This is a genomic window from Rhodoferax sp. WC2427 (assembly GCF_040822085.1).
GTDB lineage: Bacteria > Pseudomonadota > Gammaproteobacteria > Burkholderiales > Burkholderiaceae_C > Rhodoferax_B.
The window spans coordinates 3112600-3131185 of record NZ_CP162006.1 but is presented as its reverse complement, the minus strand read 5'-3'; the positions used below and the strand labels follow the sequence as shown (position 1 = coordinate 3131185).

The following is an 18586-nucleotide window of genomic DNA, read 5'->3' as shown; positions in this document are numbered from 1 at the left end:
AATAGGTACTGGCTTTTATGGACTTGGGTACAGAGCACCGCGAGCCCTGAAAGTGGTTTCGCGTTAAGGAAATTGCAGCGCCAGCAATTGCAGCGCGCCCTGCAAGGCATCGGTGCGGGGCGGCACCAGACGGGCTTGCACTGCAGGGGCGAAGCGCGGGGCCAGCCGTTGGCCCACGCTGCCCCAGGCCACCAGGGGCAATTGGCCATGCGGATCGACTGCAGTCACCAGTTTCTCTATCGACTGTTGCGCCTGGGCCAGCAGTTGCGCTGCGGCAGGGTCGTGGGCTTCGCAGTCGAACACCAGCGGAGCCAGGGAGGCGAAGGCGGCCTGGTTGGCGGTACAGCACCAGGCCAACAGGCTCACGGCCTGGGAACCAATGGCCTGCAGCACAGCGGTGGTCAAGGGGCTGGGGGCGCGCCGGCCATCGGAGGCCTGCTGGGCCAGGTTCACCGCTTGCAAGCCGAGCACAGCCCCGCCACCTTCATCGCCCGAGGGAAAGCCCCAGCCACCGGCGGCCAGGCGGCGGCCATCGGCATGGCGCGCCTGGGCCACGGTACCGGTGCCTGCGATCACCAGGGCGCCGGGCTGGCCCTGGTGGGCTCCCAGCAGGGCGGTGAACACGTCGGTGTCCACGGCCAGGTGGCTGTAGCCCGGGTTGGCCGCCATAAAGGCGCTGCGCCATTGCGGGTTGTTGAAACCGGCCACGCCGATACCTACCGCACAGTTGTGCCGGTCCGGCGGCGGCAGATTGCCGGGGTATATGGTCTGCGCCGCGCGCTCCATCGCCCATTCGATATGGCGCCAGGCTTGGGGGATACCCTGCATCAGCCCCGAAGCACCGGCCTTGCCTTCGCCCAGGGGCGTGCCATCGGCCAGGGTGATGCGGGCCCGGGTGCTGCTGCCGCCACCGTCCACGCCCACCCGGTAGAGGATGTCTGTGGATAGTTTCATAGCGCGTGGGCCGATCTCATGTTGCCGGGGCGCAGGCGCGGGCAGGCGCTGCCATCGGCGCGGAACAGGTACATGGCCTCGGGCACGGCGCGGATGATGACCGAGTCGCCCAGGCGCACGGCGGCATTGCCGTCGCCGCGCACGATGAGCTCCTGGCCGTCGTCGGTCTTCAGGTACAGCAGGTTCGATTCGCCCAGGTGCTCGACCAGGGTGATTTCCGCGTCCAGTGCGGCATCGTTCACGCCGGGGGCACGTTCGCCGGTGAGCACTTCGCAGTGCTCGGGGCGCAGCCCCACTTCCACCGATTCGCCAACCTGCAGGCCAGTGGGGTCCACGGTGGCGAAGAACTTGCAGCCGTTGCCCAGTTGCACGCGCACACCGTGCTCGGCCAGCTCAATCACCCGCGCAGGCAGCAGGTTGATGGTGGGCGAGCCGATGAAGGTGGCCACAAAGCGGTTGGCGGGTTGCTGGTACAAAGTGAGCGGTGTGCCCGCCTGCTGCACCCGGCCTTCGTGCAGCACCACGATCTTGTCGCCCAGGGTCATGGCCTCGACCTGGTCGTGCGTCACGTAGACCATGGTGGCGGCCAGGTCGCGGTGCAGGCGGGCCAGCTCGATGCGGGTCTTGGCGCGCAGCGCCGCGTCCAGGTTGGACAGGGGTTCATCGAACAAGAATAGCCGGGGCTCGCGCACGATGGCGCGGCCGATGGCCACCCGCTGGCGCTGGCCGCCGGAGAGTTCGCGGGGCAGACGCTCCAGCAGGTGGTCGATGTGCAACACCTTGGCGGCATCCATCACGCGGCGGTCGATCTCGGCCTTGTCGGCGCCGTGGATGCGCAGGCCGAAAGCCATGTTGCGGCGCACTGTCATGTGCGGGTAGAGGGCATAGCTCTGGAACACCATGGCGATGCCGCGCTCGGCCGGGGGCATGCCGTTGACCACGTCGTCGCCGATGCGCAGCGTGCCGCTGTCAATGTCTTCCAGCCCGCATAGCACCCGCAGCAGGGTGGACTTGCCGCAGCCGCTGGGGCCAACCAGCACGACCAGTTCGCCGTGCTCGATTTCCAGGCTGATGTTCTGCAACACCGGTGTGTTGCCGAAGGACTTGGAGATGTTTTGAAGGGATACTTTTGCCATGATATGGATCGGGTTACTTCACTGCGCCAGCGGTAATGCCGCGGATCAGTTGGCGTGAAAACAGGGCATAGAGCACGACCACGGGGATGATGGCCAGCGCCAGGGCGGCGAGCACGGCGTTCCAGTCGGTGGCGTACTGGCCCACGAACTGCTGGATGCCGAGGGTGATGGTCTGGGTTTTTTCCGACGGTGCCAGGATCAGCGGAAACCACAGGTCGTTCCAGATCGGCACCATAGTGAATACGGCCACCGTGGCAATGGCCGGGCGGATCAGCGGCACCACCACCTGGAAGAAGATGCGGAATTCGTCGATGCCGTCGCAGCGTGCTGCGTCTTTTAATTCGCCGGGCACCTGGCCCATGAACTCCGACAGGATCATGATGGCCAGCGGCAGGCCCTGGGCCACGTACACCAGCACCAGGGCGGTCAGGGTGTTGACCAGACCCAGGCTGACCATGGTTTGCAGAATAGACACCGTGCCCAGCCGGATCGGCACCATGATGCCGAAGGCAAAGAACAGCTTGAGCCAGCGGCTGCCCTGGAACTTGTACTCGGTGAGCGCCCAGGCCGCCATGGCCCCAAATAGCAAGATGAAGAACAGCGACGCCACGGTCACGGTGAAGCTGTTGCCAAAGTACAGCCACACCTCGGAGCGGCCCAGCACCTTGTGGTAGCCCACCAGCGAAAAGGTTTCGGGCGTGGGCCAGGCCAGCGGGTCGTCGAAGATGGCGGTGCGTTCCTTGAACGAGTTCATGAACACCAGCAGGATGGGTGCCATCGCCAGCAGCAGGTAGCCCAGCAGGGTGGCGTGCACAAACACGCGGCTGGGGGTGATTTTGGAGAGAGGTTGGGCCATCATCAGCTCACAGTGCAAAGCGTTGCAGGCGGCGCTGCACCAGCAGAAAGTAAAAACCCACGCCCAGCAGGATCACCAGGAACATCAGCGTGGCCACCGCCGCACCCATGGTTGGGCTGGCCACCTGCGACTGGTAGCCAAAGAAGGTGCGGTAGAACAGCGTGCCCAAGATGTCGGTGCTGTAGTTGGGACCGGCCAGCCCGCCCTTGACGGTGTAGATCAGGTCAAAGGCGTTGAAATTGGCCACGAAGGTGAGGATGGTCACCAGCCCCAGCGTGGGCAAAATCAGCGGCAGGCGGATCTCGTAGAAGATGCGCCAGGGCGAGGCCCCTTCGACCACCGCGGCTTCGATCACGTCCTCGGGGATAGCGATCATGGCGGCGTAGATCAGCATCATGGGCATGCCCACGAATTGCCACACCGACATCAGCGACAAGGTGGTCAGCGCCGACGATTCCAGCCCCAGCCAGGGTGCAAACCAGCTCTCCAGCCCCACCCAGCCCAGCAGCCGCTCAGAAACGCCCCACAGCGGCGACAAAATCAACTGCCAGACAAAGCCCACAATTACCACCGACAACAGCGTGGGCAAGAAAAACACCGTGCGGTAAAACGTGGCAAAGCGCACCTTGCGCAGCGACAGCAGGGCCGCCAGCAGCAGGCCAATCGGGTTTTGCACCAGCATGTGGATGCCGAAGAACTTCAGGTTGTTCAGCATGGCGTTCCAGAAGCTGGCCGACCACTGCGGGTCGTGCAGGATGGTGGCGTAGTTGGCCAGGCCGGAGAAGCTGCGCAGCCCGTTTTCATCGGTGCTGTACAGCCCCAGGCGCAGGGTGTCGAGCAGCGGCAGGGCGCTGAACACCGCGTAGACCAGCAGGGCGGGTGTGATGAACACCAGCACCCGCCAGGAAAAACCTTGTTTCATCGTGAACCTTCGTGGTTGCAGTCAGGCGGCGGCAAGCCTCCAGGGCTTGCCGCAGGCTGCTTTACTTGGCGGGGGCGTACCACTTGGCAAACCCGGCCTGGATCTGCTGCGCGGCATCCTTGGGTGCCATCTTCAGGTTCATGACCTGCGAGCTGACGTTCCAGAGCTCGTTTTCCATGCTGGGGGTGCCACGGTTCATGATCTGCGCGTTCAGGCGGATAGTGCTTTTGCACTGGCTGCGCCAGCCGATCATTTCCTTGGCCACAGGGTTCTTCACCTCGATGGCGTGGCTGGACAGCGAGAAGAAGCCGGTGGCCTTGTTGGTGTACAGGTCGGCAAACTCCTTGCTGGCCAGCCAGTTCAGGAAGGTTTGCGCATCGGCCTTGTTTTTGCTCTTGCTGTTGATGCCCATGCCGATGTCGGTGTGGTCGGAGATGTAGCAGGCATCGCCGGCTTTTTGCACCGGCGGCTTGAACGCGCCGAAATCGACTTTGCTGTTTTGTTCGAAGTACGAGATGTCCCACGAGCCGGTGGGGTAGATGGCGGCACGGCCCGAACCGAACAGGTTTTGCGAATCGCCATAGGTTTGCGCCTGGTAGCCTTTGGACAGATAGGGTGCCCACTTGGCCATGGTTTCCCAGGTGCTGACGAAGGCTGGGTCGGTGAACTTCTGCTTGCCGCTGATCAGGCCCTTGCGGCCTTCTTCGCCCTTCCAGTGGTTGGGGCCGATGCCGGTGAAGACGATCTGGTTGGTCTCCCACTGGTCGGCGGTGCCCAGGGCCAGCGGCGTGGTCTTGCCGGTGGCCTTGATTTTGTCGAGTACGGCAAAGAAGTCAGCCTCGGTCACCGGCACGGCCAGGCCCAGGTCGGCAAAGATCTTTTTGTTGTAGAAGAAGCCGTGGATCACCGAGGCCATGGGCATGCAGTGGGTATTTTTGCCATCGTCCGATTGCCAGGCGACCTGGGCCGATTCGGGGAAGTTCTTCAGGCCCGGAGTGCCGTTGAGCTTTTCCAGGTAGCCCTTTTTGGCCAGGTCCAGCGACACATCGAACGGGCGGCAGGTGATCAGATCGCCTGCGGTGCCTGCGGTCAGGCGGGTATTCAGGGCCGAGTCGTACTCGGGTGGCGAGGTGGGCAAGAACTTGACGGTGATACCGGGGTTGGCCTTGTAGAAAGCGGGCAGCAGAACGTCCTCCCACAGCGGTTTGTCGTCCACCCGCCAGCTTTCAATGGTGAGATTGCCCGCGTGGGCGAAGCCGCTGCAAACCAGGGCAAGGGCGGTGGCCGTAAGGTGGAAGGGGGTGCGCATGGACGGTAGTCTCCTGGGGGGCTTGAATCCAGGACGGGATGTCCGGGCCTTCAATGGGCCGGAGGTTATGCTGTACCACCTGTAACATCAAACGGCCCATGCTGTGCCACTTTAATCTTCTAAGTAATTGATTTTGTTGAACTTATTTCTGTCGCTGGCCGGGTTGCATTACGTTTCATTACGTTGCCGACGCGGCACGTGGGTACGCTCTGTGGCAGCCTGTGGGCCCGTGATAGATAACATTACATTTCGATAGGAAATGAAAGCACTTGCCTTCTTGTTGCTGGGTTGGGCCGCGCTGGCGGCGCCGGGCTGGGCCCAAACACCCGCCCAGCCGGTGGATGTGCTGCACTGGCTCACCTCGGCCAGTGAGCGCCGCGCCGCCAACCAGCTCAGCACCATCCTGGCGGCCAATGGCGTGCAGTGGCGCGACGCGGCGATCCCCGGTGGTGGCGGCATGGCGGCCGTCAAGGTGCTCAAGAGCCGGGTGCTGATGGGCGACGCACCCGACGTGGCGCAGCTGATTGGCACCACCCTGACCGAATGGGCCGATGTGGGCCTGGTGCTGCCTCTGAACGCCGTGGCCAGCCGCCAGCGCTGGGCGCAAACCCTGTTTCCTACGGTGATGGACCTGGTCAGCTACAACGGCATGGTGATTGCCGCGCCGCTGGGCATCCACCGCATCAACACCCTGCTGTACAACCGCCGTCTGTTTGCCCGCGTGGGCCTGCCGCCGCCCACCACCTGGTCCGAGTTGGAAGCGGCGGTGCGCAAGCTGTCGGCGCAGGGCATCCAGCCGCTGGCCTGGAGCGACGAGCCCTGGCAGGTGGCCACGGTATTCGAGGCGGTGCTGCTCAGCGATGCGGGCCCGGCGCTGTACCGCGAGCTGATCGTGCAGCGCAAGAGCAGTGCCTGGCTGGACCCGCGGGTGGAGCGCGCCCTGACCCGGCTGCGCTGGCTGCGCAGCACGAACACGGTGGGTGGCGAGCCGCCACGCGAGAAGCCCTGGACCGACTCTGCCCGCGAGCTGCTGGATGGCAAAGCGGCCATGCTGGTGATGGGCGACTGGGCCAAGGGCGAGTTGATCGCCTGGGGCGCCAGTCCGGCCAAGGATTTTGGCTGCGTGGTGCTGCCCGGCACCGAGAACAGCCACCTCTACAGCATCGACACCCTGGCCATGCTGGCCAACGGCCACCACCGTGAGGCCACGCAGGAGAAGGTGGCCGAGCTGGTGTTCAATGCGTCCACCCAACTGGCCTACAACCGCATCAAGGGCTCGGTGCCGGTGCAGCGCGATATCGACGTGGCCAGCCTGGACAGTTGTGCCCGCGACTCCTGGGCCAGCTTTGCCGACCCGCGCACCGCCCGTGTGCCCAGCCTGGCCCACCGCATGGCGGCCGACGAATCCATCAAGGACGCGGTGGCCCAAACCCTGTGGCGCTACCTGACCGACCCGCGCATGGAGCCCGCCGAGGCGCAGCGCCGCCTGGCCGCCGTGATCCGCGCCCCCAGTAATACGCCGTAGATCTATGAACCGCACCATCCTGGTCGTCGACGACGACCAAAAAACCCGCAACCTGCTCAAAACCTACCTGGAAAAGCACCAGTACGAGGTGCGCGTGGCGCACGACGGGGCCAGTTTCCTGGCCGAGTTCGAGCGCTTCCGCGAGGTACTCAGCCTGGTGATCCTGGACGTGATGCTGCCCGACACCGATGGCTTCACCCTGTGCCAAACGGTGCGCCGCCAGTCGCCCGTGCCCATCATCATGCTGACCGCCAGCGCCGACGACACCGACCGCATCGTCGGCCTGGAGCTGGGGGCGGACGACTACATCGCCAAGCCCTACAACCCGCGCGAGCTGCTGGCCCGTATCAAGGCCATCCACCGCCGCATGCAACTGGGCGGAGGCGGTGCGGCGGTACGCTTTCTGCGCTTTGCCGGTTTCACCATGGATTTGCTGGAACGCCAGCTGGTGGATGCGACCGGCACCTTGGTGGTGCTGACCAGCATGGACTTCAACCTGTTGCGCTTCTTTGCCGAGCACGCGGGCGAGACCCTGGACCGGGGCCGCCTGATGGAGCAAACCCGGGGCCGCGACCTGGGGCCGCTGGACCGCTCGCTGGATGTGCAGGTCAGCCGCCTGCGCCAGCGCCTGAGCGACGACGGCAAGCAGCCCGTGTTGGTCAAGACCGTGCGTGGCAGCGGCTATGTGTTCTCTGCCGATGTGGTGGCCTCGGATGCTTGAAGCCGCTTGCCTTGCTCGGGGTGTTTTGCACCCAAGTCCATGAAAGTTAGGTGGAAGCGCTGGCTGCCCGACAGCCTGCTGGGCCGCATCGTGCTGGTGCTGGCGTTGGGCGTGGTCAGCGCGCAGCTGGTGGGCACCTTGCTGTGGGCCCGCCAGTTGCGCGAAAGCGCCCGTACCGAGGCCCTGGGCGCGGCCCACCACCTGGCGGTGAATGCGGCGGGCACGCTGCGCTTTTTCCGCGACCTGCCACCCAAATACCGGCCCATCCTGATCGAGCAGCTGCGCACCATGGGCGGTACGCGGTTTTTCGTCAATGTGAACCGCGAGCGCGTCGCCATCACCCCCCTGGGCGGCAACGCCCTGGTAGACGCGGTGGTGACCGTGGTGCGCGACGACCTGGTGGCCAATCTGCACCCCGCCCAGGCCCCGGACGTGGCCTTTGCCTGGCCCGATGGCCTGCGGGTGTCGGACGATGGCCGCACCGTCAACGACCTGCCCGAGTCCTGGGTCGAGGCCACCTTGCTGCTACGCCCGCGCCCTGCACCCGTGCTGGTAATCCAGTCTGAATTTGAGCCGGGGCGCTGGCTGTACCTGGCCGCGCCCATGCCCGACCCGTATTTTCTGGACAACGCCAATCCGCTGACCCTGGACCGCGTGGCACTGCAACTGGTAACGCTGCTGACGGTGCTGGTGCTGGCGGTGCTGCTGGTGCGCGGCCTGATCCGCCCGCTGAACCGCATCGCCTCGGCGGCCAACGCCTTCGGCAGCGACAGCGCGCCCGAGCCCGTGCCTGAGACCGGCACCGCCGAGCTGCGCCGTACTGCCCGCGCCTTCAACGAGATGCAGGCCCGCATCCAGCGCTACCTGGTGGACCGCGAGCGGCTGTTTCTGGGTATCTCGCATGGGCTGAAAACCCCCATCATGCGGCTCAAGCTGCGCACCGAGCTCCTGGACGACGAAGCCCTGCAGGCCGACTTCCACGAAGACCTGGACGACCTGGACGTGATGGTCAAGGCCGCGCTGCAAAGTGTCAAAGACACCGACATCCACGAAAACCTGACCCCCGTGCGCCTCGACACCCTGCTGGCCCGGCTGGCCAAGCGGCCCATCCACCCGAATGCCAGCATCGATTTTGTGTCCGAACCGGTAAGCGTGCAGGGCAAGCCGTTGGCGCTGGAGCGGGCCCTGAGCAATCTGCTGGACAACGCCGTGCTGTATGGCGAGCGGGTGCAGCTGCGCCTGGGCCACCGCGGCGCGCTGGCGGTGGTGGAGGTGCGCGACTTCGGCCCCGGTATTGCACAGGCCTCAATGTCGGCGGCTTTCGAGCCGCATGTGCGCCTGGGCCATGGCCAGCAGAACAACCGCACCGGCACCGGCCTGGGCCTGGGTATTGCCCGCAACATCATCCAGGCGCATGGCGGCGAGATCCGGCTGCACAACCACGCGGAATGCGGGCTGGTGGTGACGGTGCTGCTGCCCGCCATTCCTCCGACGACCGACTAAAGCGGGATGGCCTCGCCCTCCACGTAGACCGCCTGCAGGGCCAGGTCACGGTCCAGCACCACCACATCGGCCCAGGCACCGGCCACCAATTGGCCCCGGTCGGTGAGGCCCAGGTGTTCGGCGGCAAAGCGCGAGACGCGGTTGGACGCGTCCGCCAGGTCCAGCCCCACGCTGTCCACCAGATTGCGCAGGGCCTGGTCCATGGCCAGCGAGGATCCGGCCAGGGTGCCGTCTTCCAGCCGCACGCCACCCAGGCACTTGAACACCTTGTGGCGGCCCAGCGTGTATTCGCCGTCCGGCATGCCCGCGGCCGAGGTGGAATCGGTCACGCAGTACAGGCAGGGGATGGCCCGCAGCGCGGCGCGGATGGCACCGGGGTGCACGTGCAGCAGGTCGGGAATGATCTCGGCAAAGCGGGCATGCGCCAGTGCCGCTCCCACCATGCCGGGCTCGCGGTGGTGCAGGGCCGACATGGCGTTGAACAAATGGGTGAAGCCGGTGGCACCCTGCTGCAGCGCGGCCACGCCGTCTTCGTAGCTGCCGGTGCTGTGGCCCAACTGCACCTTGTAGCCCTCGGCACACAGCTGGGCCACCATGTCCAGGTTGCCACCTACTTCGGGGGCCAGGGTGATCAGGCGGATCGGTGCCAGGGCGTGCAGCTGGTGGATTTCCGCATGGCTTACGGGCCGGGCAAACGGCGGCTGTGCCCCCAGCTTGGCCTCGCTGATGTAGGGGCCCTCCAGGTGCACACCCATGACGCGGGCCGCACCCGCCGGGCGCTGCTGGCAGACCGGGCCCAGCGCGCTGAACGCGGCTTCCAGGTCGGCCATGGGCGCGGTCATGGTGGTGGCCAGCAACGACGTGGTGCCGTGCCGGGCGTGCAGCCGGGTCACGTGCAGCACGGCATCGCCGCCTTCCATGATGTCATGGCCCGCGCCGCCGTGCACATGCAGGTCGATGAAGCCGGGCAGCACCAGCGGCAGGCCTGCTTCGCGCACGCTGGCGGTGGTGGCCGGGTGGCCGGTAATGTGGGCGATGCGGCCTTCGGGGTTGAAGGCGATGTCCCCGGTGACGAAGCCGCTGGGGGTCAGGATGTTGGCGTGCAAGGATGGCATGGCAAGGTCTTCAAAAGAGGGAGGTCCGCAGACCCATAAGGTTAGAATCTTAAGCTTGCTACCCGTAGCTCAGTTGGATAGAGCATCAGCCTTCTAAGCTGAGGGTCACAGGTTCGATCCCTGTCGGGTAGACCACAGCGTGCACTTGGCCAATCCATTGGTTCGCCGGATATTTTAGGCATAAAAACAGCCTCTTGTGCTTATTCCATAAGCGTGAAGAGCTATATATTCTGTAGCAACAGAACTTGCGTAATTTGGGTTGCCGACCACCGTCAGCCCTCCAAAGAAAGCAGGCGCGCATGCTCAAGCGCATCAAAAACTGGGTAGGACGGGCGACAAGCCTGGGACGCAGCAATGCAGATCTGGATGCCTTCAATGGCTGGGCAGATTCGCAAGGGCTGGCGTTTGACCGCCTGGACGATGCCGGTGGTTTCGCCGTGATTGGTGCCGTTGGTGGACGGCCCTGGCGGTTGGAGCGCAGTCCGGCGGGCCGGGACTTCATTGTGGGTGCCGAACTGCGCGCCCGGGCCGAGTTGGGTCTGCCCGAGCACCTGGCCATCATGCTGATCAACCGCCCGCTCAAGGAGTCGCTGGAAAAGCGCTTCTACGAGCAGGCGACCCACGGCGTGCAAACCAGAGTGGACGCAGACTTGCCTGAAGAAGTCCGTTGGCTGGCGCTGTATGACCAAGTTGGCTGGAACACCGCGCCGCTGGAGTTTTGGGACCACTACGCCCTGGTGGCCGACAACCGCGTCCAGGCCCAGCAGTGGCTGGACGGCCCGTTGATGGATCTGCTGCAAGCCTGGCCGACCAAAGCGGTCCAGCAGGCGACGCCGTTCATCCTGCAGGTGCAGCGCGGGCGGGTCTATTTGCGCATGGAATACCCGCAGTCCGACATGCCCACCCTGCGGCACGCGGTGGCCGTGTTTACCCAGGCATGCGTGTCGGCCCAGTTGCTGGACAACGGCTGAACGGCGGACGATCGCGGTTTATTTATCCGCTTCCACGATGCGCAGCAGTGCCGCGCGGTCGCGGATCATCAGGCCGGCGGTTTCGATGGCGATCACATCGTCGCGTTCCATCGCCTTGAGCTCCTGGTTGACGCGCTGGCGTGATGCGCCCAGCAACTGCGCCAGCTCTTCCTGGGCCAGTTGCAGGCTGATGCGGATCTCGTTGGCATTGGCCAGGTTGGGAATCCCGTAGCTGCGCGCCAGGTGCAGTAGTTGTTTGGCCAGCCGGGCCCGCAAGGGCAGGGTGTTCAGGTCTTCGACCAGACCGAACAACTGGCGAATGCGCCGCGCCTGCAGCCGCAGCATGGCCTCGTACAGCTCGGTGTGGGTGGCGAGTATTTTTTTGAAGTCGGCCTTGGCGACGCACAGCAGGGTGGTTTCGCCATGGGAGTAGGCATCGTGGGTACGCCGGTCGCCGTCAAAAATGGCGATGTCGCCAAACCAGGTGCCGGGCTCCATGTAGGTCAGGGTGATCTGCTTGCCCGAGAGCGAGGTGGAGCTCACCCGCACCGCGCCCTTGGCGCAGGCCACCCATTCCTCTGGCGGCTCGCCGCGGGCTGCAATCAGGCCGTTGTCTTGGTAACGTTTGACATAGGCGCAGCGCAAAATATCGTGCCGCAAAGATGGCGAAAGCGATGCAAACCAGTGTCCGGAATTAATTGCCGCGCGTTCTTCAATGGTCAGGATGGGTTCGTCCATGGGCTGTCTTTGGTGGGGCTGGTAAACCGGGCATTGTCATGCCGTGGTCACGGATGCGACGCCAAACTGTACAAAATTTGTCGCCCGGGTGTCTGGCTGGGCTCTCGGAACGGTACTGCCTTCGCTTTTCTGGGCCTGTGTCTTCGCACCCACAATCCCCACAGATGGCCCGATAATTCCCGCTGTTTAAATGATCACATGCCGAAATCCAATGGTATGGTGTGTGCAAATCCCCTAAACCGTAAAAAATTGCAGTGAAACTACGCAACACCCTTCTTGGCTCCACCCTTTTGGTCGCAGCATTTGGCAGCTCAGCCCTGTCTCTCGGACGCGCCAGAGGTTCGGTGGTGTTGGGCCAGCCGCTGGACCTGGCGGTGGATGTCCGACTGGACTCCGCTGACGACAGTGCCAGCAGCTGCTTTGAAGCCGACGTGTTCTACGGCGAAGGGCCGGTGGCCGCCAACCGCGTGCGGGTCATCGTGGTGTCTGGCTCCCAGGGGGGACAGGATGCCGTGGTGCGGATCCGCGCGTCGGCTGCCGTGGACGAGCCGGTGGTGGGTGTGGTGCTGCGCTCCATTTGCAGCCAGAAAGCCTCGCGCCGCTACGATTTTTTACCCGACTTCCCAGTGGAAACGCGCGCAGCGGCGGTGCCCACCATCATTCCTGCAACCGTCACCGCGCCGACGGCAGCCCCGTCGCCCGTGGCCGATGGATCCGTGGCGGCCCCCGCACCAGTCGCCGCGCCTCGTCCGGCACCCATCCGCAACGCCAATCCCGTTCCGGTAGTGCGTGCTCCCCGGCCCGCACCGGTGTCCAAGCCGATTCTGGCCAGAGAGCCCAAGGAGCCCGTGGCGGTGGCGGTGCCGAAGCCGGTGGCGCCCAAGGTTGAACCCAAGGTCGAGGCCAAGGCCGAAGTACCGGACAACAAACCCCGCTTGAAGCTGGAGTCGCCCGAGACCCCCGATGAGCGGCTGGTCCAGCTCAAGCCCGCCAGCGATGTGGTTCTGGCCCCCACCGCAGACCTGCAAAAGCGCGAATCCGCTGCCGCCGCCTGGCGCGAGCTGAACAACCTGCCGGTGGAAAACCCCCAGGAAAAGCAGCGCCTCTTGGCCCTGGAGGCCGAGTCCAAGACCCTCAAGGCCCTGCTGGCCAAAAATGAAGCCGACTTCAAGCAGCGCCTGGACCGCCTGGAAAGCAACCGCTACGACGAAAGCTTTGTCTACAGCCTGCTTGGTTTGCTGCTGGCCGCCATTGCCGCCGCCGCCTTCTTCTGGAACCGCGCCCGCCAACGCGCCCCCTCGGTAACCACCGACTGGGCGCACCATGGCGAACCCAGTGCCGAAGAGCTGGGTCGTACACCGCCCATGAGCCGCCCGGCACCCCTGGCATCGCAACTACCACCCAACACCTTGCCAGGCCCCAACCACGATGCCGATGTGGACGAGTCGCTGTTTGACGACCTGAAAAAGCTGACCGCCGTGACCATGCCCGTCAAGCCGCTCACGCCCGTACCGCGCTCTGCCGTCACCGCCATGCCCGCACGCAGCATCTACCCAGACGATTTTCTGGACGTGCAGCAGCATGCCGACTTCTTTGTTTCATTGGGCCAGTACGACCAGGCCATCGAAGTGCTGAAAAAGAGCATCCACGACACGGCCGAATCCAGCCCCCTGGCCTACCTGGAGCTGCTGAAGATTTACCACACGCTGGGCCGACAGGCGGAATACCAGCAGCAGCGCGATGCTTTCAACCGCATCTTCAACAGCCATATTCCCGAGTTCCCTGCGTTTACCCGCGAGGGCCAGTCCCTGGAAGGCTACCCTGCGGTGTTGCGTAGCATCGAAAGCCAGTGGGGAACCCCCAAGGTGCTGGATTTCATCGAAGCCTGCCTGTTCCGCGACACCGCCACCGGGGCGGGTAAGCCCTTTGACCTGGCCGCCTACCGCGAACTGCTGCTGCTCTACGCCATGGCCCAGGGCACCGTGCGCCAGGCGGATGGCTCTGCGCACAGCCCGAAGACCCGGCCACGTACGGCAGCCGTTACCCGTCCGCAGGAGCTGGAGTTGGACATCTCCCAACCCGTGCCGCTGGAGGCTTCGGCCCCGCGCGAGACTTCGTTCACCCAGCCGATGTTGCTGATGTCGGAGATGGCCCCTCTGGAGAGCCAGGACACCCATCCGCAGCCGCTGGCACCTGCGCACCGTCCGCCGCTGGACCTGGATCTGGACCTGAATCTCGATTTCTCCAACTCCGAGTTGATGGCGATGCAGGAAATTCCCTCTGTGCCCGCCACTTTGCCCCCGGTGCCTGCGGCCCTGGACCTGGACTTCGACCTGGATCTAGACCTGGACCTGGCTGCGCCCGCACCGGTAGCGGCCCCCGTGCCAGCACCGCCAGCGATTCCGGTGGTGGACAGCAATATGCTGGAGTTCGACCTGTTCGACCCCAGTATTGAGGCCAAGATCTCGCCCAAGAAGACCTGATCCCTGGGCTGCAAGCGGGACTTGCAAAATCTATAAAAAACGGCCAAAAAACCATAGGTTTTTTGGCCGTTTGTGCTTGTCCTATAGACGCAGGCAGCTATCAAATTATTTTGAAAATAGAGAGCAATGCGCGCCTCTGGCGTACTGCTAGCGCCGTACCTGCAGGGCCGCAGGATTGATGATGTTGGTAGGTGTGCCCTTGATGAAGTTCAGCACATTGTCAAACGCCGCATTGAAGTACATCTCGTAGCTGTTTTGCTCCACGTAGCCGATGTGCGGGGTGCAGATGCAGTTCTCCAGCCGCAACAGGGCGTGGCCCTGCAAGATCGGCTCGCTCTCGAATACGTCGATGGCAGCCATGCCGGGGTGGCCGCGGTTCAAGCCCGCCAGCAGCGCGTCAGGCTCGATCAGCTCGGCCCGTGAAGTGTTGACCAACAGCGACGTGGGCTTCATGCGCGACAGGTCTTCCAGCGTGACGATGCCACGGGTTTCTTCGTTCAGCCGCAGGTGCAGCGACAGCACATCCGACTGCGCAAACAGGGCCTCCTTGCTGTCGACCACCTCCACCCCGTCGGCCAGGGCCCGGGTGCGCGAAGTCTCGCGGCCCCAGACCAGCACCTTCATGCCGAAAGCGCGGGCATAGGTGGTGACGATCTGGCCGATGCGGCCATAGCCCCAGATGCCCATGGTCTTGCCTTTGAGCACGGTACCCATGCCGAAATTGGGCGGCATGGACGCGGTCTTCATGCCCGATTGCTGCCAGACCCCGTGCTTGAGGTTGCTGATGTACTGGGGTAGCCGCCGGGACGAGGCCAAAATCAGCGCCCAGGTCAGCTCGGCCGGGGCCGTGGGGGAGCCCACGCCCTCGGCCACGGCAATGCCGCGCTCGGTGCAGGCGGTGACATCCACATGGGCACCGATGCGCCCGGTCTGGGCGATCATCTTCAGGCGCGGCAGCTTTTCGATCACCGCCCGGTTGAGCTGGGTGCGCTCGCGGATGAGTACGATGATGTCGGCATCCTTGAGGCGCACCGACAACTGGCCCAGGCCTTTGACGGTGTTGGTATAGACCTTGGCAGCAAAGGGTTCCAGCTTGGTGGCGCATTCGAGTTTGCGCACGGCATCTTGGTAGTCGTCGAGGATCACAATGTTCATCCCCTGATTGTGCCTTGGTGCCGGTGCCTGTTGCCTGAATTGCTGCAACGGCGCAATGGTTGCATGGCGGCCGTTACCATCGGCCCGCCGCGGCGGCACCACCGGTGTGGCCGGGCCATTAGCAGGCTAACGGCAGGTTATCGGCAGGCCCATGGTTGGCCGGTGGCAGGGTGGTGGACGGCCTACTGCAGCAGTTCGCCGTTGCGGGGAGCGGACTCCAGCGCCGCCATACGGTCCAGCTCGGCGCAGACATCGGCCATGCGGCCCGAGATGCGCATGCGTCCGGCGCTGGCCGCCGACTGCGGCGTGTCGATGACCCGGAGCACCCGCACCGGGCGGCGGGGCGTGGCAGGCGGCGGGGCGCTGCAGCCGGGGCGGGCCGCCCAGGCGGGTGCCGGGTTGGGGTGGTTGTTGCAGCTAGGGGCCCAGACCATGGCCGGACGCGCTGCCTGGGGCGCGCGCGTGCTGCGCTGGGTGCCTGCGGTGGGCGTACTGGCAGTGAGCCAGCCCATCAGACCTTGGAACGAGCCCAGTAAACCCGTAGGCGAAAACGATGCGATTCCCATAGGACCTCCCCAACAAGCGGTGTTGAATACGGACGAAGCGGTGGCAATAACCGCGAACTAACGCGGAAAAAACGCGGGTAGTGGATGCTGCGGGGGCTTCCCACAGGCTGCTGCGCTTTACATGAACTTACGTTTGGCGCAGCAGGGCGCCGTGGCTGGGACGCCGCTACACCAGCAAGGTGTTGCGGATGAGCCCGACCGCCAGGCCTTCGATGGCGAAGTTTTCTTCCGGGTCGACCACGATGGTGGGGTAGTCGGGGTTTTCCGGCAGCAGCTCGATGAGGTTTTTGGTACGGCGGTAGCGTTTGACGGTCACGTCGTCGCCCAGGCGGGCCACCACGATCTGGCCATTCTTGGCGTCGGTGGCCGATTGCACGGCCAGCAGGTCGCCGTCGAGGATGCCGATGTCGCGCATGGACATGCCGCGCACCTTGAGCAGGTAATCGGGCTTGTGGCGGAACATGCTGGCTTCAACGTGGTAGGTTTGGTCTACGTGTTCCTGCGCCAAAATCGGGGAACCGGCGGCCACCCGGCCGATCAGGGGCAGGGCCAGCTGGGTGAGCACGTTGTGCAGGCGCGACTCGTTGATGGAGCGCAGGGTGTCGCTCTTGAGGCGGATGCCGCGCGAGGTGCCGCTGACCAGCTCAATCGCGCCTTTGCGGGCCAGGGCCTGCAGGTGCTCTTCGGCGGCGTTGGCCGACTTGAAGCCCAGAGTGTTGGCGATTTCGGCGCGGGTGGGGGGCGCGCCGGTACGGGCGATGGCGGACTGGATCAATTCCAGAATCTGCTGCTGGCGGGCGGTGAGTTTGGCGGGAAACAAGGGCAGATCCATGGGGTGACTCCTAGGCGGGACCGAAGTGTTGGGCTGTTTTAATATCCAGTGACTGTATTTTTAACCAGTTTTTGAAAGTTTGCAAGCATGGCCGTGAATTCAAGTTCTTCCAGGATCGTGGTGCTGGGCACCGGCGGCACGATTGCCGGCCGCGCCAGTCGCGCGGGCGATAACCTGGGCTATACCGCGGGCGAAGTGGGTGTGGCGCAGCTGCTGGAGTCGCTGGGCGGCTTTGCCGACGCGGTGGAGCTGGTGGCCGAGCAGGTGGCCCAGGTGGACAGCAAGGACATGGGTTTTGGCCTGTGGCAGCAGCTGGCGGCGCGCTGCGCGCACTGGCTGGCGCAGGAGGATGTGGTGGGCATCGTCATCACCCACGGCACCGATACGCTGGAGGAAACCGCGTACTTTTTGCAGGCGGTGCTGGACCCGGCCAAGCCGGTGGTGCTGACCTGCGCCATGCGCCCGGCCACGGCCCTGGTGCCCGACGGGCCGCAGAATCTGCTGGATGCCGTGGCGGTGGCCACCACCCCGGGCGCACGCGGCGTGGTGGCCGTGTGCGCGGGCAAGGTCCATAGCGCGCGCGATGTGCAGAAGGTGCACAGCTACCAGGTGGATGCGTTCGCCTCGGGCGACGCGGGCCTGGTCGGGTTGGTGGAAGAGGGCCGGGTGCGGCTGTTGCGGCCCTGGCCTTCGGTGGTGGATTTTTATGAGGGAAATATGCCTCCAGCGCTTATTCAATCAGCGCAAGCAGCTATCAAAAGTGTAGTTTTGGGTGGTCTGCCTGCCAGCGGCTGGCCACGGGTGGAGATCGTGTTGAACTACGCCGGGGCCAGCGGCTGGCTGGTGGAAGCGCTGGTGGCGCAGGGGGTGCAGGGCCTGGTGGTGGCCGGCACGGGCAATGGCACGGTGCATGCCGCGCTTGAGGCGGCCTTGCTGCGGGCCATGGCGCAGGGGGTGCGGGTGGTGCGCTCCACGCGCTGTGTGTTTGGCCGGGTGCTGGGATGGGGGGCGGATGCGATTCCCGACGCGCAGGGCTTGTCGCCCGTCAAGGCGCGGATTGCGCTGCTGTTGGAGCTGCTGGCTCTGCGGGCGTAAAAAAGCCGCCTGGCGCAGGCCAGGCGGCTTTCAAGAGGGTTTGCGGGCCTAGGCGGCCAACGCGGCAAAGGCCCGGGCCGTGATGTCTTCGACGCTGCCGGTGCCGCTGATGGCGCGGTACTTGGGGGCGGCGTTGGGCTCGTTGCGGGCCCAGCTGGAGTAGTAGTCGACCAGCGGGCGGGTTTGGGCGCTGTACACCTCGAGCCGCTTGCGCACGGTTTCTTCCTGGTCGTCGGGGCGCTGCACCAGCGGTTCGCCGGTCACGTCGTCAATGCCTTCGACCTTGGGCGGGTTGAACTTGACGTGGTAGGTACGGCCCGAGGCGGGGTGCGAGCGGCGGCCGCTCATACGTTCGATGATGGCCTCGAAGGGCACGTCGATTTCCAGCACGTAGTCGAGCTTGACCCCAGCGGCCTTCATGGCATCGGCCTGGGGCAGGGTGCGGGGGAAGCCGTCGAACAGGCAGCCATTGGCGCAGTCGGGCTGGGTCAGGCGTTCCTTGACCAGGTTGATGATCAGGTCGTCGCTGACCAGGCCACCGGACTTCATCACCGCGTCGGCCTGCAGGCCCAGGGGCGTGCCAGCCTTGACGGCTGCGCGCAGCATGTCACCGGTAGAGATTTGCGGGATGCCGTATTTCTGGCAGATAAAAGTGGCTTGCGTGCCTTTGCCGGCACCAGGTGCACCCAACAAAATCAGTCTCAT

17 protein-coding genes and 1 tRNA gene are annotated in these 18586 nt (G+C 64.8%); 7 read left to right on the top strand and 11 right to left on the bottom strand.

The features are described 5' to 3' along the window. Nucleotides 1-63: 63 nt before the first annotated feature. The 5 genes from AB3G31_RS14760 to AB3G31_RS14740 all read right to left on the bottom strand — a co-directional run bounded on the left by AB3G31_RS14760 (nt 64) and on the right by AB3G31_RS14740 (nt 5177). Complete coding sequence (locus tag AB3G31_RS14760) at nt 64-954, bottom strand: BadF/BadG/BcrA/BcrD ATPase family protein (protein WP_367846836.1); 891 nt, start codon at nt 952-954, stop codon at nt 64-66. After that, complete coding sequence (locus AB3G31_RS14755) at nt 951-2090, bottom strand: ABC transporter ATP-binding protein (RefSeq protein ID WP_367846835.1); 1140 nt, start codon at nt 2088-2090, stop codon at nt 951-953. The genes AB3G31_RS14760 and AB3G31_RS14755 overlap by 4 nt, the downstream gene beginning before the upstream one ends. Nucleotides 2091-2103: 13 nt before the next feature. Next, nucleotides 2104-2946 (bottom strand): carbohydrate ABC transporter permease, encoded by an 843-nt coding sequence (locus tag AB3G31_RS14750; RefSeq protein WP_367846834.1) that lies wholly within the window; start codon nt 2944-2946, stop codon nt 2104-2106. A gap of 7 nt (nt 2947-2953) precedes the next feature. Beyond that, entirely contained in the window at nt 2954-3868 is a 915-nt protein-coding gene (locus AB3G31_RS14745) for a carbohydrate ABC transporter permease (RefSeq protein ID WP_367846833.1), read from the bottom strand. Nucleotides 3869-3929: 61 nt separating this feature from the next. Next, nucleotides 3930-5177 (bottom strand): ABC transporter substrate-binding protein, encoded by a 1248-nt coding sequence (locus tag AB3G31_RS14740; protein ID WP_367846832.1) that lies wholly within the window; start codon nt 5175-5177, stop codon nt 3930-3932. Nucleotides 5178-5436: 259 nt separating this feature from the next. On the opposite strand from AB3G31_RS14740, the gene AB3G31_RS14735 reads away from it, so the two are divergent. The 3 genes from AB3G31_RS14735 to AB3G31_RS14725 are packed head-to-tail and all read left to right on the top strand — an operon-like array spanning nt 5437 to nt 8926. Continuing rightward, nucleotides 5437-6702 carry an ABC transporter substrate-binding protein gene (locus AB3G31_RS14735; protein ID WP_367846831.1) on the top strand — a complete coding sequence of 422 codons (1266 nt, stop codon included), beginning with the start codon at nt 5437-5439 and terminating at the stop codon, nt 6700-6702. Between the two features lie 4 nt (nt 6703-6706). Beyond that, nucleotides 6707-7423 (top strand): response regulator, encoded by a 717-nt coding sequence (locus AB3G31_RS14730; protein WP_367846830.1) that lies wholly within the window; start codon nt 6707-6709, stop codon nt 7421-7423. 39 nt (nt 7424-7462) lie between these two features. Next, nucleotides 7463-8926: an ATP-binding protein gene (locus tag AB3G31_RS14725; RefSeq protein WP_367846829.1), complete on the top strand. Its 1464-nt coding sequence runs from the start codon at nt 7463-7465 to the stop codon at nt 8924-8926. Here AB3G31_RS14725 and nagA read toward each other — a convergent pair. Beyond that, nucleotides 8923-10041: an N-acetylglucosamine-6-phosphate deacetylase gene (nagA, locus tag AB3G31_RS14720; RefSeq protein ID WP_367846828.1), complete on the bottom strand. Its 1119-nt coding sequence runs from the start codon at nt 10039-10041 to the stop codon at nt 8923-8925. The genes AB3G31_RS14725 and nagA overlap by 4 nt on opposite strands. Nucleotides 10042-10099: 58 nt before the next feature. Between nagA and AB3G31_RS14715 the strand changes: the two genes are divergently transcribed. Together AB3G31_RS14715 and AB3G31_RS14710 are read left to right on the top strand one after the other, a co-directional pair. Beyond that, a tRNA-Arg gene (locus AB3G31_RS14715) sits at nt 10100-10176 on the top strand. A gap of 164 nt (nt 10177-10340) precedes the next feature. Continuing rightward, the gene (locus AB3G31_RS14710) at nt 10341-11012 is read left to right on the top strand and encodes a hypothetical protein (protein WP_367846827.1); all 672 of its coding nucleotides are present in this window, start codon (nt 10341-10343) and stop codon (nt 11010-11012) included. 18 nt (nt 11013-11030) lie between these two features. On the opposite strand, the gene AB3G31_RS14705 is transcribed toward AB3G31_RS14710, so the two are convergent. Continuing rightward, a complete protein-coding gene (locus AB3G31_RS14705) occupies nt 11031-11750 on the bottom strand; it encodes a Crp/Fnr family transcriptional regulator (protein WP_367846826.1) in 720 nt (239 codons plus the stop codon). 290 nt (nt 11751-12040) lie between these two features. Between AB3G31_RS14705 and AB3G31_RS14700 the strand changes: the two genes are divergently transcribed. Beyond that, the gene (locus AB3G31_RS14700) at nt 12041-14233 is read left to right on the top strand and encodes a hypothetical protein (RefSeq protein WP_367846825.1); all 2193 of its coding nucleotides are present in this window, start codon (nt 12041-12043) and stop codon (nt 14231-14233) included. A gap of 147 nt (nt 14234-14380) precedes the next feature. Here the strand turns inward: AB3G31_RS14700 and AB3G31_RS14695 are convergent, their stop codons facing one another. The 3 genes from AB3G31_RS14695 to lexA all read right to left on the bottom strand — a co-directional run bounded on the left by AB3G31_RS14695 (nt 14381) and on the right by lexA (nt 16786). Continuing rightward, entirely contained in the window at nt 14381-15388 is a 1008-nt protein-coding gene (locus AB3G31_RS14695) for a D-2-hydroxyacid dehydrogenase family protein (protein WP_367846824.1), read from the bottom strand. Between the two features lie 182 nt (nt 15389-15570). Then, nucleotides 15571-15954, bottom strand: a complete 384-nt coding sequence (locus AB3G31_RS14690) for a hypothetical protein (protein ID WP_367846823.1) — start codon at nt 15952-15954, stop codon at nt 15571-15573. Nucleotides 15955-16120: 166 nt separating this feature from the next. Then, nucleotides 16121-16786, bottom strand: a complete 666-nt coding sequence (gene lexA / locus AB3G31_RS14685) for a transcriptional repressor LexA (RefSeq protein WP_367846822.1) — start codon at nt 16784-16786, stop codon at nt 16121-16123. A gap of 93 nt (nt 16787-16879) precedes the next feature. Here lexA and AB3G31_RS14680 point away from each other — a divergent pair, with 93 nt between their 5' ends. Further along, nucleotides 16880-17881 (top strand): asparaginase, encoded by a 1002-nt coding sequence (locus AB3G31_RS14680; RefSeq protein ID WP_367846821.1) that lies wholly within the window; start codon nt 16880-16882, stop codon nt 17879-17881. Between the two features lie 48 nt (nt 17882-17929). On the opposite strand, the gene adk is transcribed toward AB3G31_RS14680, so the two are convergent. After that, entirely contained in the window at nt 17930-18586 is a 657-nt protein-coding gene (gene adk / locus AB3G31_RS14675) for an adenylate kinase (protein ID WP_367846820.1), read from the bottom strand.

What these genes read in the sequence shown, in the direction of transcription:
- AB3G31_RS14760 (WP_367846836.1), bottom strand. Translation starts at nt 954, where the DNA reads ATGAAACTATCCACAGACATCCTCTACCGGGTGGGCGTGGACGGTGGC.
- AB3G31_RS14755 (WP_367846835.1), bottom strand. Translation starts at nt 2,090, where the DNA reads ATGGCAAAAGTATCCCTTCAAAACATCTCCAAGTCCTTCGGCAACACA.
- AB3G31_RS14750 (WP_367846834.1), bottom strand. Translation starts at nt 2,946, where the DNA reads ATGGCCCAACCTCTCTCCAAAATCACCCCCAGCCGCGTGTTTGTGCAC.
- AB3G31_RS14745 (WP_367846833.1), bottom strand. Translation starts at nt 3,868, where the DNA reads ATGAAACAAGGTTTTTCCTGGCGGGTGCTGGTGTTCATCACACCCGCC.
- AB3G31_RS14740 (WP_367846832.1), bottom strand. Translation starts at nt 5,177, where the DNA reads ATGCGCACCCCCTTCCACCTTACGGCCACCGCCCTTGCCCTGGTTTGC.
- AB3G31_RS14735 (WP_367846831.1), top strand. Translation starts at nt 5,437, where the DNA reads ATGAAAGCACTTGCCTTCTTGTTGCTGGGTTGGGCCGCGCTGGCGGCG.
- AB3G31_RS14730 (WP_367846830.1), top strand. Translation starts at nt 6,707, where the DNA reads ATGAACCGCACCATCCTGGTCGTCGACGACGACCAAAAAACCCGCAAC.
- AB3G31_RS14725 (WP_367846829.1), top strand. Translation starts at nt 7,463, where the DNA reads ATGAAAGTTAGGTGGAAGCGCTGGCTGCCCGACAGCCTGCTGGGCCGC.
- nagA (WP_367846828.1), bottom strand. Translation starts at nt 10,041, where the DNA reads ATGCCATCCTTGCACGCCAACATCCTGACCCCCAGCGGCTTCGTCACC.
- AB3G31_RS14710 (WP_367846827.1), top strand. Translation starts at nt 10,341, where the DNA reads ATGCTCAAGCGCATCAAAAACTGGGTAGGACGGGCGACAAGCCTGGGA.
- AB3G31_RS14705 (WP_367846826.1), bottom strand. Translation starts at nt 11,750, where the DNA reads ATGGACGAACCCATCCTGACCATTGAAGAACGCGCGGCAATTAATTCC.
- AB3G31_RS14695 (WP_367846824.1), bottom strand. Translation starts at nt 15,388, where the DNA reads ATGAACATTGTGATCCTCGACGACTACCAAGATGCCGTGCGCAAACTC.
- AB3G31_RS14690 (WP_367846823.1), bottom strand. Translation starts at nt 15,954, where the DNA reads ATGGGAATCGCATCGTTTTCGCCTACGGGTTTACTGGGCTCGTTCCAA.
- lexA (WP_367846822.1), bottom strand. Translation starts at nt 16,786, where the DNA reads ATGGATCTGCCCTTGTTTCCCGCCAAACTCACCGCCCGCCAGCAGCAG.
- adk (WP_367846820.1), bottom strand. Translation starts at nt 18,586, where the DNA reads ATGAGACTGATTTTGTTGGGTGCACCTGGTGCCGGCAAAGGCACGCAA.